The organism is Bradyrhizobium sp. USDA 3650, assembly GCF_054057395.1.
The window spans coordinates 126,857-142,533 of sequence record NZ_JBSRZG010000001.1 but is presented as its reverse complement, the minus strand read 5'-3'; the positions used below and the strand labels follow the sequence as shown (position 1 = coordinate 142,533).

The 15,677-nt window shown below is 63.8% G+C and carries 15 protein-coding genes; all 15 read right to left on the bottom strand.

Going from position 1 to position 15,677, the window contains the following annotated elements; genetic code table 11:
• Position 1 precedes the first annotated feature (1 nt).
• The 15 genes from nuoL to ACVIN2_RS00625 all read right to left on the bottom strand — a co-directional run bounded on the left by nuoL (position 2) and on the right by ACVIN2_RS00625 (position 15,502).
• The gene (gene nuoL / locus ACVIN2_RS00695) at positions 2-2,101 is read right to left on the bottom strand and encodes an NADH-quinone oxidoreductase subunit L (protein ID WP_456764098.1); all 2,100 of its coding nucleotides are present in this window, start codon (positions 2,099-2,101) and stop codon (positions 2-4) included.
• Positions 2,102-2,162: 61 nt separating this feature from the next.
• Entirely contained in the window at positions 2,163-2,471 is a 309-nt protein-coding gene (gene nuoK, locus ACVIN2_RS00690) for an NADH-quinone oxidoreductase subunit NuoK (RefSeq protein WP_007603558.1), read from the bottom strand.
• Positions 2,468-3,106 carry an NADH-quinone oxidoreductase subunit J gene (locus ACVIN2_RS00685; RefSeq protein WP_007610978.1) on the bottom strand — a complete coding sequence of 213 codons (639 nt, stop codon included), beginning with the start codon at positions 3,104-3,106 and terminating at the stop codon, positions 2,468-2,470. The genes nuoK and ACVIN2_RS00685 overlap by 4 nt, the downstream gene beginning before the upstream one ends.
• A 9-nt stretch (positions 3,107-3,115) precedes the next feature.
• Positions 3,116-3,604, bottom strand: coding sequence for an NADH-quinone oxidoreductase subunit NuoI (gene nuoI, locus ACVIN2_RS00680; protein ID WP_026232873.1), 489 nt, complete (start codon positions 3,602-3,604; stop codon positions 3,116-3,118).
• Between the two features lie 14 nt (positions 3,605-3,618).
• Positions 3,619-4,686 (bottom strand): NADH-quinone oxidoreductase subunit NuoH, encoded by a 1,068-nt coding sequence (gene nuoH, locus ACVIN2_RS00675; protein ID WP_007603555.1) that lies wholly within the window; start codon positions 4,684-4,686, stop codon positions 3,619-3,621.
• 4 nt (positions 4,687-4,690) lie between these two features.
• On the bottom strand, positions 4,691-6,766 hold the full coding sequence (gene nuoG / locus ACVIN2_RS00670) for an NADH-quinone oxidoreductase subunit NuoG (RefSeq protein ID WP_456764097.1): 2,076 nt from the start codon (positions 6,764-6,766) through the stop codon (positions 4,691-4,693).
• 5 nt (positions 6,767-6,771) lie between these two features.
• A complete protein-coding gene (gene nuoF / locus ACVIN2_RS00665) occupies positions 6,772-8,097 on the bottom strand; it encodes an NADH-quinone oxidoreductase subunit NuoF (protein ID WP_456764096.1) in 1,326 nt (441 codons plus the stop codon).
• 15 nt (positions 8,098-8,112) lie between these two features.
• The gene (locus ACVIN2_RS00660) at positions 8,113-8,316 is read right to left on the bottom strand and encodes a hypothetical protein (RefSeq protein WP_026232874.1); all 204 of its coding nucleotides are present in this window, start codon (positions 8,314-8,316) and stop codon (positions 8,113-8,115) included.
• Positions 8,316-8,927: an NADH-quinone oxidoreductase subunit NuoE gene (gene nuoE / locus ACVIN2_RS00655; protein WP_456764095.1), complete on the bottom strand. Its 612-nt coding sequence runs from the start codon at positions 8,925-8,927 to the stop codon at positions 8,316-8,318. The genes ACVIN2_RS00660 and nuoE overlap by 1 nt, the downstream gene beginning before the upstream one ends.
• Before the next feature lie 12 nt (positions 8,928-8,939).
• Complete coding sequence (locus ACVIN2_RS00650) at positions 8,940-9,902, bottom strand: FkbM family methyltransferase (RefSeq protein ID WP_456764094.1); 963 nt, start codon at positions 9,900-9,902, stop codon at positions 8,940-8,942.
• Complete coding sequence (locus tag ACVIN2_RS00645; RefSeq protein ID WP_247356280.1) at positions 9,902-11,098, bottom strand: NADH-quinone oxidoreductase subunit D; 1,197 nt, start codon at positions 11,096-11,098, stop codon at positions 9,902-9,904. The genes ACVIN2_RS00650 and ACVIN2_RS00645 overlap by 1 nt, the downstream gene beginning before the upstream one ends.
• A gap of 2 nt (positions 11,099-11,100) precedes the next feature.
• Entirely contained in the window at positions 11,101-11,715 is a 615-nt protein-coding gene (locus ACVIN2_RS00640) for an NADH-quinone oxidoreductase subunit C (protein ID WP_085384778.1), read from the bottom strand.
• 11 nt (positions 11,716-11,726) lie between these two features.
• Positions 11,727-12,314 carry a NuoB/complex I 20 kDa subunit family protein gene (locus ACVIN2_RS00635; RefSeq protein ID WP_007603537.1) on the bottom strand — a complete coding sequence of 196 codons (588 nt, stop codon included), beginning with the start codon at positions 12,312-12,314 and terminating at the stop codon, positions 11,727-11,729.
• Positions 12,305-12,670, bottom strand: a complete 366-nt coding sequence (locus ACVIN2_RS00630; RefSeq protein ID WP_007603535.1) for an NADH-quinone oxidoreductase subunit A — start codon at positions 12,668-12,670, stop codon at positions 12,305-12,307. The genes ACVIN2_RS00635 and ACVIN2_RS00630 overlap by 10 nt, the downstream gene beginning before the upstream one ends.
• A 573-nt stretch (positions 12,671-13,243) precedes the next feature.
• Positions 13,244-15,502 (bottom strand): TonB-dependent siderophore receptor, encoded by a 2,259-nt coding sequence (locus ACVIN2_RS00625; protein WP_456769616.1) that lies wholly within the window; start codon positions 15,500-15,502, stop codon positions 13,244-13,246.
• Positions 15,503-15,677: the final 175 nt, after the last annotated feature.

Genomic DNA, 15,677 nt, shown 5'->3' with positions numbered 1-15,677 from the left:
TTTACTGGCCCCCAAAGCCGAACATGAACCAGGTGATCAGGCCGGCGGCACCGATCAGCATGGCGAACGCGTAATGGTAGAGATAGCCGGTCTGGATCTTCACGACGTTGCGGGTGACGTCCAGCACCCGGGCCGAGACGCCGTCGGGGCCGAGGCCGTCGATGATGAAGCCATCGCCCTTCTTCCAGAGCTGGTAGCCGATCCACTTCGCCGGACGGACGAAGATGATGTCGTAGAGCTCGTCGAAGTACCATTTGTTGAGCAGGAACTTGTACAGCATCGGCTGCGTGTTCGCGAGCTCGACCGGCAGATAGGGCCGGCGGATGTAGAACAGGTACGACACCAGGAAGCCCAGCACCATCATCACCGTCGGCAGGAAGGCGATGGTCTCGGGGATGTGGTGCATCTCCTCGATGATGTGCGGGTTCATCTTCACGGACTCGCGGAAGAACTCCTCGATGCCGTGACCGGCGAACAGCTCCTTGAACGGGAAGCCGGCCAGGATGGAGCCGACCGCGAGCACACCGATCGGGATCAGCATCCAGATCGGCGCTTCATGCGCGGCCTCGTAGTGGTGATCGTCATGCGGCTCGCCGTGGAAGGTCTTGAAGATCAGGCGCCACGAGTAGAACGAGGTCAGGCCGGCCGCGACGACCGTCATCAGGAAGCCGTACATCGCGAACGGATTGTGCGAGGCGTAAGCCGACTCGATGATCGCGTCCTTGGAGAAATAGCCGGCGGTCAGCGGGAAGCCGGTGAGCGCGAGCGTGCCGACCACCATCACCGCGTAGGTGTAGGGGATCTTGCGCCAGAGGCCGCCCATGTTGCGGATGTCCTGCTCGTGATGCATCGCGTAGATCACCGAGCCGGAGCCCAAGAACAACAGCGCCTTGAAGAAGGCGTGCGTGAACAAATGGAACATGCCGACCGAATAGGCCCCTGCCCCCATCGCCACGAACATGTAGCCGAGCTGCGAACAGGTCGAGTAAGCGACGATGCGCTTGATATCGTTCTGGACGAGGCCAATGGTCGCCGCGAAGAACGCCGTGGTGGCGCCGAAGAACATCACGACGGCCTGCGCGTTCGGCGCGAGCTCGAACAGCGGCGACAGACGCGCCACCATGAACACGCCGGCGGTGACCATGGTCGCGGCGTGGATCAGCGCCGACACCGGGGTCGGACCTTCCATCGCGTCCGGCAACCAGGTGTGCAGCAGGAACTGCGCCGATTTGCCCATCGCGCCCATGAACAGCAGCAGGCAGGTCAGGGTCAGTGCGTCGGCATGCCAGCCGAGGAAGTCGATGGTCTTGCCGGTGAGACCCGGTGCAGCGTGGAAGATGGTCTCGAAATCGGTCGAGCCGGCCAGCAGGAAGATCGCGAAGATGCCGAGCGCGAAGCCGAAATCGCCGACGCGGTTGACCACGAAGGCCTTGATGGCGGCGGCGTTCGCCGACGGCTTCTGGTACCAGAAGCCGATCAGGAGGTAGCTCGCCAGACCCACGCCTTCCCAGCCGAAGAACAGCTGCACCAGGTTGTCCGCGGTCACCAGCATCAGCATGGCGAAGGTGAACAGCGAGAGATAGCCGAAAAAGCGCGGCCGGTTCGGGTCCTCGTCCATGTAGCCGATGGAATAGAGGTGCACGAGCGATGACACGGTGGTCACCACCACCAGCATCACGGCGGTGAGCGTGTCGACCCGCAGCGTCCAGTAGACCTGGAGATCGCCGGAGAGGATCCACGGCAGCAGCGGAATGCGCATGTCGTGGTGCATGAAGCCGACATCGACCAGCGTCATCCAGGACAGCGCCGCCGACACGAACAGCAACGCCGTGGTGATCAGCTCGGCGCCGCGCGAGCCCGCCGCGGGCGGCTCGGAGACGTGGTGGTCGTCGTGACCGTCGCCGGGCTCGTGATGGGTCTCGTGGATGACCGACGCATCCTCGTTGATGGTGTCGGACGCATGGGCATGCGCGCCATGGCCGTGATCATCGTGATGCTCGACAGTGTCGCCTGAGGGGTTGCGGGCATGCGCGCCGAAAAGCGCGATCAAGCCGGCCAGAATAGCGCCCAGCAGAGGCAGAAAGACGATTGCCTGGACCATGATTTAATCTTTCCGCATGATCTGGTCGGAAAACCGGTATCCACTTTTCCGGATCATGCGATCAGCCCTTCATCAGATTGACGTCCTCAACCGCGATCGAGCCGCGGTTGCGGAAATAGACCACCAGGATGGCGAGACCGATCGCGGCTTCAGCGGCCGCGACGGTGAGCACCAGGAGCGCGAAAACCTGCCCGACGATGTCGCCGAGGAAGGTCGAGAACGCCACGAGGTTGACGTTGACCGCGAGCAGGATCAGCTCGATCGACATCAGGATGACGATGATGTTCTTGCGATTCAGGAAGATGCCGAGGATCCCGAGCGTGAACAGGATCGCGCCGACCGCAAGATAGTGTCCGAGCCCGATCGTCATTTCACCCACTCCGCCGCGTCAGAATCCTGGAGCCCCTGCCCCGGCGCCACCTTGCGGATCGCCATCGCTATTTCGGGCGTGCGCGCGTTCTGAACGTTGATGTCCTGCCGCTTCACGCTCGCCTTGTGACGCAGCGTCAGCACGATGGCGCCGATCATCGCGACCAGCAGCACCATGCCCGAGAGCTGGAAGTAGTGGATGTACTTGGTATAGAGCACCAGGCCCAGCGCCTCCGTATTGGAGACGTTGGTCGGGATCGCCGCCGTGATCGTCTTGGCGACGCCGGGGTTGATGACCCAGAAGCCGACCGTGAGCAGCAGCTCGAACAGGAAGATGCCGCCGATCACGAGGCCGACCGGCAGGTACTCGATGAAGCCCTCGCGCAGCTCGAGGAAGTCGACGTCGAGCATCATGATCACGAACAGGAACAGCACCGCGACGGCGCCGACATAGACCACGATCAGGATCATCGCCAGGAACTCGGCGCCCATCAGCACGAACAGGCCGGAGGCGTTGACGAAGGCCAGGATCAGGTACAGCACGGAGTGCACGGGATTGCGCGAGACAATCACCATCACCGCCGAGGCGACACAGACGCCGGCGAACAGATAGAAGAACAGCGCGGGAAGGATCATGCTCTCATCTCACCGGTACGGCGCGTCGAGTTCGATCGCTTTCGCGATCTCGCGTTCCCAGCGGTCGCCGTTGGCGAGCAGCTTGGCCTTGTCATAGAACAGTTCCTCGCGGGTCTCGGTCGCGAACTCGAAGTTCGGACCTTCGACGATGGCATCGACCGGACAGGCTTCCTGGCAGAGGCCGCAATAGATGCACTTCACCATGTCGATGTCGTAGCGCACGGTGCGGCGGGTGCCGTCGTTGCGGCGCGGGCCGGCCTCGATGGTGATGGCCTGGGCCGGACAGACCGCTTCGCACAGCTTGCAGGCGATGCAGCGTTCCTCGCCGTTCGGATAGCGGCGCAGCGCATGCTCGCCGCGGAAGCGCGGCGAGATCGGGCCCTTCTCGAAGGGATAGTTCAGCGTCGGCTTCGGCTGGAAGAAATAGCGCATGGCGAGGAAGAACGCCGAGACGAATTCCGACAACAGGAGCGAACGTGCAGTGGCGTTGATGTTGATACCCATGACGGCCCTCACTTCGGCGCGATGCCGGCAAAGTGCAGCACACCTGCCACCACGATCACCATCGCCAGCGACAACGGCAGGAAGACTTTCCAGCCGAGGCGCATCAGTTGATCGTAGCGGTAGCGCGGCACGATCGCCTTGGCCATCGCGAACAGGAAGAACATGAAGAACAGCTTTAGCGAGAACCAGATGATCCCCGGCACCCAGTTGAAGGGCGGCAGGTCCACGGGCGGCAGCCAGCCTCCGAGGAACAGGATCGTCGCCATCGCGCACATCGTGGCAATCGCGACATACTCGCCGAGCATAAACAGCAGATATGGCGTCGAGCCGTACTCGACCATGAAGCCGGCGACGAGCTCGGATTCCGCTTCGACGAGGTCGAACGGCGGACGGTTGGTTTCAGCCAGCGCCGAGACGTAGAAGATCACGAACATCGGGAACAGCGGCCAGACGTACCAGTTCAGGATCGTGAGCTGCGGCAACCCGATCAGGCTGGCGAGGCCCCGGACATGCTGCGCCTCGACCACGGCCGAGAGGTTCAGCGTGCCGGCGCAGAGCAGCACCGTAATGATGACGAAGCCGATCGAGACCTCGTAGGACACCATCTGCGCCGCCGAGCGCAGCGCAGCCAGGAACGGATATTTCGAGTTCGACGACCAGCCGGCCATGATGATGCCGTAGATCGACAGCGACGAGATCGCGAAGATGAAGAGAACGCCGACATTGATGTCGGAGATCACCCAGCCGAGATTGGTCGGGATCACCGCCCAGGCGGCGAGCGCGAGCACGCACGAGACCAAGGGCGCCAGGAGAAACACGCCCTTGTTGGCGCCGGACGGGATGATCGGCTCCTTCAGCACGAACTTCAGGAGGTCGGCGAAGGATTGCAGCAGGCCCCAGGGACCGACCACGTTCGGGCCGCGGCGGATCTGCACCGCCGCCCAGATCTTGCGGTCGGCGAGCAGGATGTAGGCGATCGCCACCAGCAGGACGACCAGCACCAGGACGCTCTCCGCGATCATGATGATCAGCGGCCAGAGGAACCCGGTCCAGAAGGCGCTTTCGAAGAATTCCATCAGCTCACTCCGCTGCGGTCAGCATCTGCCCGGAGGCAAGCCGCGAACACTCCGCCATCACGGCGGACGCACGCGCGATTGGGTTGGTCAAATAGAAGTCCTCGACAAGCGGCTTGAACGGAGCCTTCTCCGTCGTGCCGCCCTTCCCCGCGAGCTTCTTGATCTGGTCGGCCCCGCCGGCCTCGATCTGGTCGAGGCGGATCAGATGCGGCACGGCCTTGAAGATCGCCTGGCGCAGGGCCGACAACGAGTCATAGCCGAGCCTCTTGCCGAGCGCCTCCGAAAGCGCGCGGACAATCGCCCAGTCCTCGCGGGCCTCGCCCGGCGGGAATGCGGCGCGTCCGGTCATCTGCACGCGGCCTTCGGTGTTGACGTAGATCGCCGACTTCTCGGTATAGGCGGCTGCCGGCAGGATCACGTCGGCGCGATGGGCGCCGCGGTCGCCGTGGGTACCGATATAGACGACGAAGGTGCCGTCCGACGGCTTGATCTCGTCGGCGCCGAGCAGGAACAGCAGGTCGAGGGTCCCGAACGTCGTCATCTGCGCTGCGTTCAGCCCGCCCTGACCGGCGACAAAGCCGATGTCGAGCGCACCGACCCGCGAGGCGCTCTCATGCAGCACGCCAAAGCCGTTCCAGCCGTCCTTGAGCGCGCCGACGTCGAGCGCGAGCTTGGCCGCGGCTGCGAGAATGGCGGCGCCGTCGTGGCGCGAGGCGGCGCCAGCACCGACCAGGATGATCGGGTTCTTGGCGTTCTTCAGCACGTCCATGAAGGAGTGCTTGCCGGCCGCGAGCTCACCGAGCGTGTCGGTGCCCGCGCCGAGGTGATCATAGTCGTACGTGAGGTCGGGCTTGGCGCCGATCACGCCGACCTTGAAGCCGCCGGCGCGCCAGCGCTTGCGGATGCGGGCGTTGAACACGGCCGCCTCTTTCCGCGGATTGGCGCCGATGATGAGCAGCGCATCGGCCTGCTCGACGCCGGCGAGCGTCGGATTGAAGATGTAGGAGCCGCGGCCGAGCGCGGGGTCGAAGGCATCGCCGCCCTGCACTGCGAGATTGGCCGAACCGTATTTGGCCAGCAGATCCTTCAGCGCGAACATCTCTTCGACGGCGGCGAGGTCGCCCGCGATCGCGCCGATCCGCTTGCCGTCGGTGCGCGCCGCCTTCGAGGCGATCGCGGCAAAGGCCTCGGGCCAGCTCGCCGCGCGCAGCTTGCCGGCTTCGCGGATATAGGGCCGGTCGAGGCGCTGGGTGCGCAGGCCGTCGACGACGTGGCGGGTCTTGTCGGAAATCCACTCCTCGTTCACGGCCTCGTTGATGCGCGGCAGGATACGCATCACTTCGCGGCCGCGGGTGTCGACGCGGATCGCAGAGCCCACGCCGTCCATCACGTCGATCGACTGGGTCTTGCCGAGCTCCCACGGGCGCGCGGCGAAGGCATAAGGCTTCGAGGTCAGCGCGCCGACCGGGCAGATATCGACGAGATTGCCCTGAAGCTCAGACGTCAGCGCGTGCTCGAGATAGGTCGTGATCTCCATGTCCTCGCCGCGGCCGGTCGCGCCCATTTCGGGGGCGCCGGCGACTTCCGCCGAGAAGCGGACGCAGCGGGTGCACTGGATGCAGCGGTTCATCGAGGTCTTGACCAGCGCGCCGAGATATTTGTCCTCGACCGCGCGCTTGTTCTCGGCGAAGCGGCTGGTGTCGACACCGTAGCCCATCGCCTGGTCCTGCAGGTCGCACTCGCCGCCCTGATCGCAAATCGGGCAATCCAGCGGATGGTTGATGAGAAGGAACTCCATGACGCCTTCGCGCGCCTTCTTCACCATCGGCGAACGGGTGGAGATTTCCGGCGGCTCGCCCTTGGGACCCGGACGGCAATCGCGCACGCCCCAGGCGCAGCTCGCGACCGGCTTCGGGCCGCCCTTCACCTCGACGAGGCACATCCGGCAATTGCCGGCGATCGACAGCCGCTCGTGATAGCAGAAGCGCGGAATCTCTGCGCCGGCCGCCTCGCACGCTTGGAGCAGCGTGTATTCGGCGGGGACATCGATCTCTTTACCGTCGATGATGAGCTTGGTCATTGTCTCTACTCCGCCGCGACCATGTTCACGGGATCGCGGACGCCGGCATCGTCGATGTCGGCCTTGTGCGAATATTCGTCGATGCGCGCTTCGATCTCATGACGGAAATGCGCGATCAGGCCCTGGATCGGCCACGCCGCCGCGTCGCCGAGCGCGCAGATGGTGTGGCCTTCGACCTGTTTGGTGACTTCCAGCAGCATGTCGATTTCGCGCTTGTGGGCGCGACCGTCGGCCATGCGGGTCAAGACGCGCCACATCCAGCCGGTGCCCTCGCGGCACGGCGTGCACTGGCCGCAGCTCTCGTGCTTGTAGAAATAGGAGATGCGGGCGATGGCGCGGATCAAGTCGGTGGACTTGTCCATCACGATCACGGCCGCGGTGCCGAGGCCCGAGCGCAGCTTGCTCAAGCTGTCGAAATCCATCGGCGTGTCGATGATCTGCTCGGCCGGCACCATGCGCACCGAGGAGCCGCCGGGGATCACGGCCTTGAGGTTGTCCCAGCCGCCGCGGACGCCGCCGCAATGCTTCTCGATCAGCTCACGGAACGGAATGCCCATGGCCTCTTCGACGTTGCAGGGCCGCTCGACATGGCCGGAGATGCAGAACAGCTTGGTGCCGACATTGTTCGGACGGCCGATGCCGGCGAACCACGCCGCGCCACGGCGCAGAATGTCCGGCGCAACCGCGATCGACTCGACATTGTTGACGGTGGTCGGGCAGCCGTACAGGCCGACATTGGCCGGGAACGGCGGCTTCAGGCGCGGCTGGCCCTTCTTGCCTTCGAGGCTCTCGAGCAGCGCGGTTTCCTCGCCGCAGATGTAAGCGCCGGCGCCGTGGGCGACGTAGATGTCGAACGGCCAGCCGTTGACATTGTCCTTGCCGACCAGCTTGGCCTCATAGGCCTGGTCGATCGCCGCCTGGAGATGCTCGCGCTCGCGGATGAACTCGCCGCGGACATAGATGTAGCAGGCATGCGCGTTCATCGCGCAGCTCGCGATCAGGCAGCCCTCGATCAGGAGATGCGGATCGTGCCGCATGATCTCGCGATCCTTGCAAGTCCCGGGCTCGGATTCGTCGGCGTTGACGACGAGATAGCTCGGCCGGCCGTCGGTCGATTCCTTCGGCATGAACGACCATTTCAGGCCGGTCGGGAAGCCGGCGCCACCGCGGCCGCGCAGCCCCGACGCCTTCATCTCGTTGATGATCCAGTCACGGCCCTTGTCGATGATGTTCTTCGTACCATCCCAGGCGCCGCGGCGCCGCGCGCCCTCGAGTCCCCAATCGTGGAGGCCGTAGAGGTTCTTGAAGATGCGGTCCTTGTCCTCGAGCATGTCAGTGCTTTCCGATCAACGGTTGGCTTGCTTGTAGGCAAGCCCGGCGGCGCAGACGGCAAAGGTCAGCGCCCAGAGCAGACTGGATTCCAGCGACGCGTTCAGAGCGAAGCGCTGAAGCAGGAAAATGAACGTGGCCGCCACGGCGGAATGCATTGCGACGAAGCCCCACTTCTTCACAACACTGCTCCCTTCAACTGGCGGCGAGAGATCACGCATCAGGTGATCTCCTTCAGCGTGGTCGGCCCACCGGTCGGCGCCGAGAACTGGCGGCCGTTCTGCGGACCGGGCTTGGGCGGATTGCCAGAGGCAAAGCCGTCGAGCACCTTGCCGAAGCTTTCCTTGGTCAGATCCTCATAGGTGTCCTTGCCGATCAGCACCATCGGCGCGTTCACACAGGCACCGAGGCACTCCACCTCTTCCCAGCTGAAATTGCCGTCCTTGGAGAGCTGGAAGGGCTCGTGATGGATGCGGTGCTCGCAGACGTGGATTAGATCCTCGGCGCCACGCAGGCGGCACGGCGTGGTGCCGCAGACCTGGACGTGGGCCTTCTTGCCGACCGGGGCCAGCTGGAACATCGTGTAGAAGGTCGCGACCTCGAGCACGCGGATATAGGGCATGTCGAGCATGTCGGCGACGGCGCGGATCGCGGCCTCCGAGACCCAGCCGTCGTGCTGTTCCTGTACGCGCCAGAGAATGGCGATGACCGCGGAGGCTTGCCGGCCGGCCGGATATTTCGCGATCTGCTGCTTGGCGAACGCGAGGTTCTCCTCCGTGAACGCAAAGCTCGCGGGCTGGACTTCCTTCGGTGCTAATCGGCGAACGGACATCTCTTCAATCTCTCACTGCACGCGGCGCGCGGTTTTCGCATTCAGGGCATTGATCCTGTCCTGCCAGAATGCGCTTGCGGTGCCGAAAACATTGTAGCCGACGTGGGTCGAGACCTTGATGCGGTCGAGGATCGACAGCTCGGTCACCGTCTCCATACGCCTTGTGCTGGGATCGTAGACGATCAGCTTCAGCGGGGTGTGTTCGAGGATGTAGCGCGAGACCGCATGCGAGCGGTCGCTGCCGTGCTCCTCGCACATGACGACGCTGTCGGCCTGGAGCAGCCGGGCGCCGCCCTTGATCGCCTCGATCTCGACGCCCTCGACGTCAAGCTTGATCAGGTACTTGCCGGTCGCGGCGATCTTGCCGTCGTCGATCAGATTATCGAGCGCGATGACCGGCACGTCCTCGCCACCCGCCGACGCATCGCCGGCGATGCTGAAGGCCTCGTGCTTAGTACCCGACAAACGCGCGGTGCCACGGGCCGCGCCGATCGCGCATTTCATGGTCTCGAAGCGGCTGCCGTTGATGCGGGCGTTGTTGGCGAGCTTCGGATGGTTCTGCCCGGACGGCTCGATCGCGATCGCCTTGTGCGAACCGAACGGCCTGCTCGATACCAGCACCGACCAATAGCCGTAATTCGCGCCGCAATCGAGCAGCGTATAGTCCACGTCGATGGAGTCGGCGAACAACAGCTCCAGCTCGTCCTCGTAATTGTAGGAGCGGTTGAGCAGCTTGCTCCAATAGCCGTCGCCGTAGGGAAATTCGAACACGGCGTCGGGGTTGAGCTTGATCGCGATGTTGCGCTCGGGCAGCGTCTTCCGCAGCAGGTTCGCGCAGGCGATGTAGCCCATATGCGAGAAGTGCGAGGAGATCTTCGATCCCGTCACCAGCGCCAAGGCAGCCGTCCGCTCCCACAGGTTGGCCCCTTCAAGGGCCCCCGAGGCGCGGTCAAACTGGATCGGCGCCTGCGCCATCACCGATCGACCTCTCCGAACACGATGTCCAGCGAGCCGAGGATCGCCGAGACGTCGGCGAGCAGATGACCGCGGCAGATGTGGTCCATGGCCTGCAGATGCGCAAAGCCGGGCGCGCGGATCTTGCACTTGTAGGGCTTGTTGGTGCCGTCCGAGATCAGAAAGACGCCGAACTCGCCCTTCGGCGCCTCGACCGCGGCGTAGACCTCGCCGGCCGGCACGTGGACGCCTTCGGTGTAGAGCTTGAAATGATGGATCAGCGCTTCCATCGAGCGCTTCATCTCGCCACGGCGCGGCGGCGCGACCTTGTTGTCTTCGACGACGACGGGGCCCTTTCCATCGGCTGCGTTCAGCTTCTGGATGCACTGCTTCATGATGCGCACGGACTGGCGCATCTCTTCCATGCGGATCAGATAGCGGTCGTAGCAGTCGCCGTTCTTGCCGATCGGGATGTCGAAATCCAGTTCGGCGTAGCATTCATAGGGCTGTGATTTGCGCAGATCCCAGGCCGCGCCCGAACCGCGCACCATCACGCCGGAGAAGCCCCACTCCCAGGCTTCCTTCAGCGACACCACGCCGATGTCGACGTTGCGCTGCTTGAAGATGCGGTTGGCGGTGAGCAGCCGGTCGAGATCCTCGACCACCTTCAGGAACGGATCGCACCAGGCGTCGATGTCGTCGACCAGCTTCTGCGGCAGGTCCTGATGCACGCCGCCGACGCGGAAGTAGGCCGCGTGCATGCGGCTGCCGGAGGCGCGCTCGTAGAACACCATCAGCTTTTCGCGCTCTTCGAAACCCCACAACGGCGGGGTCAGCGCGCCGACGTCCATCGCCTGCGTGGTGACGTTGAGCAAATGCGACAGGATGCGGCCGATCTCGCAATAGAGCACGCGGATCAGCTGCGCGCGGCGCGGCACCTCGATGCCGAGCAGCTTTTCCGCAGCCATGCAGAAGGCGTGCTCCTGGTTCATCGGCGCGACGTAGTCGAGACGGTCGAAATAAGGGATCGCCTGCAGATAGGTCTTCTGCTCGATCAGCTTTTCGGTGCCGCGGTGGAGCAGGCCGATATGGGGATCGACGCGGGCGACGACCTCACCATCCAATTCAAGCACAAGACGAAGAACACCGTGCGCAGCCGGATGCTGCGGTCCGAAGTTGATCGTGAAGTTGCGAAGCTGTTCGGGTTGCTCGTTCATGATCAGACCTTCGGCCCCGCTTTTTCATCGCCCGGAAGGACCGGATAGTCGGCGCCCTCCCACGGGGACAAAAAGTCGAACTTGCGGAATTCCTGGTTGAGCCTGACCGGCTCGTACACCACCCGCTTCTCCTGGTCGTCGTAGCGGACCTCGAGGAAGCCAGTGGTCGGGAAATCCTTGCGCAGCGGATGACCCTCGAAGCCGTAATCGGTCAGGAGGCGGCGCATGTCGGGATGACCGACGAAGATCACGCCGTAGAGGTCGTAGGCTTCGCGCTCGAACCAGTCGGCGCCAGGAAACACCTCGATCAGCGACGGCACCTGCGTGGTCTCGTCGGCCTGGGCCTTGAGCCGGATCCGGGCGTTCAGGGTCGGTGACAGGAAGTGATAGATCACGTCGAAGCGCTTCTCGCGCGAGGGATAGTCCGCGGCCGTGATGTCGGTGAAATTGATGAAGCGGCAGCTCGGGTCGTCGCGGAGGTACTTGACCACCTCGACGATTTTGCTGACCTCGACATCGACCGTGAGCTGGTTGAAGGCCACCGAATGACCGATGGCGGCGCCCGGAAGCGCGCTAACGATCGTCTGCCCCAGGGCGTCGAGCTTGGCGTCGTCCATGACGTAAAACCTTAGCGTTCGATGGTGCCGGTGCGGCGGATCTTCTTCTGCAGCAGCAGCACGCCGTAGAGCAGCGCTTCCGCCGTGGGCGGGCAGCCCGGCACGTAGATGTCGATCGGCACGATGCGGTCGCAACCGCGCACGACCGAGTAGGAATAGTGATAATAGCCGCCGCCATTGGCGCAGGAGCCCATCGAGATGACGTAACGCGGCTCGGGCATCTGGTCGTAGACCTTGCGCAGCGCAGGCGCCATCTTGTTGGTCAGGGTCCCCGCGACGATCATCACGTCCGACTGACGCGGCGAAGCGCGCGGCGCGAAGCCGAAGCGCTCGACGTCGTAGCGCGGCATCGAGACCTGCATCATCTCGACCGCGCAGCAGGCAAGACCGAAGGTCATCCACATCAGCGAGCCGGTGCGCGCCCAGGTGATGAGGTCGTCGGTCGCGGCCACGAAGAAGCCCTTGTCGGACAGTTCCGAATTGACCTCGAGGAAGAACGGATCATTGGCCCCGACCGGCTTGCCGGTCGACGGGTCCAGGATGCCCTTGGGGGCCGGCGCGAGAACCGGACCGGCGGATGACACAGGGTTCAATCCCATTCCAGTGCGCCTTTCTTCCATTCATAGGCGAACCCGACCGTCAGCACGCCAAGGAACACCACCATGGACCAGAAACCGGTCGCGCCAAGCTTGCCGAACGCCACCGCCCAGGGAAACAGGAACGCCACCTCGAGGTCGAAGATGATGAAGAGGATGGCGACCAGATAGAAGCGGACGTCGAACTTCATGCGGGCGTCGTCGAAGGCGTTGAAACCGCACTCATACGCCGACAGCTTTTCCGGGTCCGGCTGCTGGAACGCCACGATGAACGGCGCGATCAGCAGCACCAGGCCAATGAGGCCCGCTACCCCTATGAAGACGACGAGTGGAAGATAGTTCTGCAGAATGCCGCTCATTGGCGAGCCCTTTTTCCCGCAGCCTCGGGACAGCCACGGATTCGTCCAGTTTGGAATTGTTCTGAGCCTTAGCGCAGTGCACCAATGGGCGCAAGACACGCTCTTTTTAGGCCCTTTGTCGCCCTCAGAACGGTGGAAATCCCGGAATCACCCCGCGGCTGGTATGGAGCAGATCGACAGCCCCAGCAAGGGCGCCTCGATCAGTCCACACCCGCTGGGCCGTGACGTCCGTTGTTGGGAAGGCTCGCTTTATCTAGGCCGCGGCGCAGCAAAGTCCAGATGACGACGAGGACAGGCGCGCCCATTATTGGGAGAGCGATCCGGGAGCCATGCATCGCGGTCGGACCCGGGCCCGTCTGGCGAATGCGTCGGGCGGGCGGCGCCCGCGTCCGCCGCGGCGGAAATCGGTGGCGAGCGCGGCGGCGACGTGGCTGGATTGTCGCGCGCCGCGCTCGCATGAGCTTCGGGCCGGGGGGCATTGCCCGCGAGCTCATCGATCTCGTGGTGGAAGCCGGGTGACGAGCCGGTCAGGCTCTCACGATGGCCTTCCCTCGCCTGTTCTCGTCATCTGCCTCACCATTTGTAGGAGACGCTGGCGGTGACGCGCCGGCGGTCGCCGTAGAAGCAGGAGGACGCCGCCGCGCAGCTCGCGACGTAGATCTTGTCGGTCAGATTGACCACGTTCAGTGCGGTGCGCCAGTTCTGCCATTCGTAGTGGAGCGCGAGATCGCCGAGCACGACCGCGGGAACTTCGAGGGTATTGGCGGTATCCGCCCACGACGAACCGACATAGCGGACACCGCCGCCGAAGCCGAACCCCGCGAGCGGCCCGTCCTTGAAGGTGTAGTCCGCCCAGCCGGACACCAGGAGCTCAGGCGTGTTGGTCGGGGTCTTGCCGACCAGCGCCGGATCCAGATCCCTGCTGTTGAACAAATGGTAGGCCGTGAACGAGCCGATCAGCTTCAGCTCACGCGTGGCGTTCGCCACCGCTTCGAGCTCGATGCCGCGCGAGGTCACCTCGCCGGTCTGGTTCTGCAAGGTCGTGACGACGGGATCGGTGGTTGCCACGTTCTGGCGCTTCAGGTCGAACACCGAGGCGGTGAAGTAGCCGTCAAATCCCCGCGGCGCGACCTTCACGCCGATTTCCGTCTGCTGGCCGGTCTCCGGCAGGAACAGCTGGTTTTGCGCGTTGAGGCCGATGATCGGATTGTAGCTCGTGGCGTAAGACACATAGGGCGCGATGCCGTTGTCGAAATTGTAGATCAGCCCGGCGCGCCCGCTGAACCTGCTGTCGTCGCGGCTGGCAAGCGTGGCGCCGGTATCGCGGGCAGCCTGCGTCGTCTCGACCCAATCGTTGCGGCCGCTCAGCACCAGCGTGAAGTTGCCGAGCTTCATCTGGTCCTGAAGATAGGTGCCGGCCTGCTTCTGCGTGATCTGGAAGTTGCGGAACGGTGCGCCCGTCAACGGAATGTCAAATCCATAGGCGGGATTGAAGACGTTGATCGAAGGGACGGTGCCGAAGTTGAAAGCCTGATAGTCGTCGATCTGGTAGCCCTTCAAATCGACCCCGAACAGCATCGTATGCCGCACCGCGCCGGTGTTGAAGCGGTACTCCAGCTGATTGTCGAGATTGGCCTGGTTTGCGGTGTTCTTCGCATACCAATTATAGCGACCGAGACTGGCCGTGTTGATGTCGGCCCAGTTGTTGCCGACGTAGCCGCGATAGGTCACGTCGACATGGGCAAAGCGCGCATTCTGCCGGAACGTCAAATCGTCGGTGAGATTGCGCTCGAACTGGTAGCCCAGCATCTCCTGCTCGCGCGTGAACTTGTCGACGCTGGGATCGCCGGCGAAAAAGCTGGTCGGGATCTTGCCGAACCGAGCGTTGGTCACCGTGCCCTCATAGGGCAGGAAGTTGATGCCACGGGTTTCCTGCCGGGAAGCTGAAGCCAGTACCGTGAACGTCGTGTCGGCGTCCGGCTTCCAGGTCACCGACGGCGCGATGAAGTAATTGTTGTCCGGGGTGAAATTGACCTGCGTGGGGCCGTTCTGGACCTGGCCGACGACGCGGTAGAACAGCTTGCCGTTCTCAGAGCTCGTCGCGACCGGACCGCCGACATCGAAGCCGACATAGGCGTTGCCGAAATTGTTGACGCCGGTCTCGATGAAACGGACGGGCTCCGCGGGCGGCATCTTGCTGATGACGTTGACGATGCCGCTCGGACTCGATCCGCCATAGAGCACAGCCGACGGACCGCGCAGCACCTCGACGCGCTCCATGTTGGGCGTCTGAAGCTTCCAGGTCGCATAGGACGTGGAGAACAGCTGCATGCCGTCGAGGAACAGTCCGACTTCGTCGGACTTGAAACCGCGGATCAGCCACCAGTCGTTGCGCGTGTCCGCGCCGAAGGTCCCGGCGCGGACACCGGCGGTATAGCGCAGGACCTCGTCGAGCTTGTTCGGCTTCTGGTCGCGGATCTGCTCCGCGCCAATCACCGACACCGCCTGCGGCGTCTCCATGATCGGCGTGTTGGTCTTGGTGCCGGACGAGCTGCGGCCGGCGACGTAGCCGTGCACCGGGCCGCGCGGGGTTTCCACGAAACCGACATTGCGCTGCGGCTGCGGCTGCGGCTTGCTTCGGTCAGCGGTCTGCTGGGATGATCGCGGCGCGCGGCGCTGGACGGAGGGCGCCGCCCGGCGTCGCGCTTCCGGCGCGGTGACGGTGACCGACGGAATGTTCTGCGCGCCACTCTGCGCAGGAGATTGTGCAAGCGATGCCTGCGGCAGCAAAACCCAAGCGGATGCGGTCGCCAATACGGCCGACCGCAGCATTCCAAGACTGTTCAACGCGCAACCCCAAAACTGCGTGTTTTGATTTGCCCATGCCGTCAGTCCCATGACGGCAGGCGCTTGCGGTGACGCTTAGGGGAGCGCGCGCGAATTCCCTAATTGAAAGCCTCTTAGAAAGAGTCTTAGAAAGAGTCTTGGAAGGGTTCTTGAAGCGATC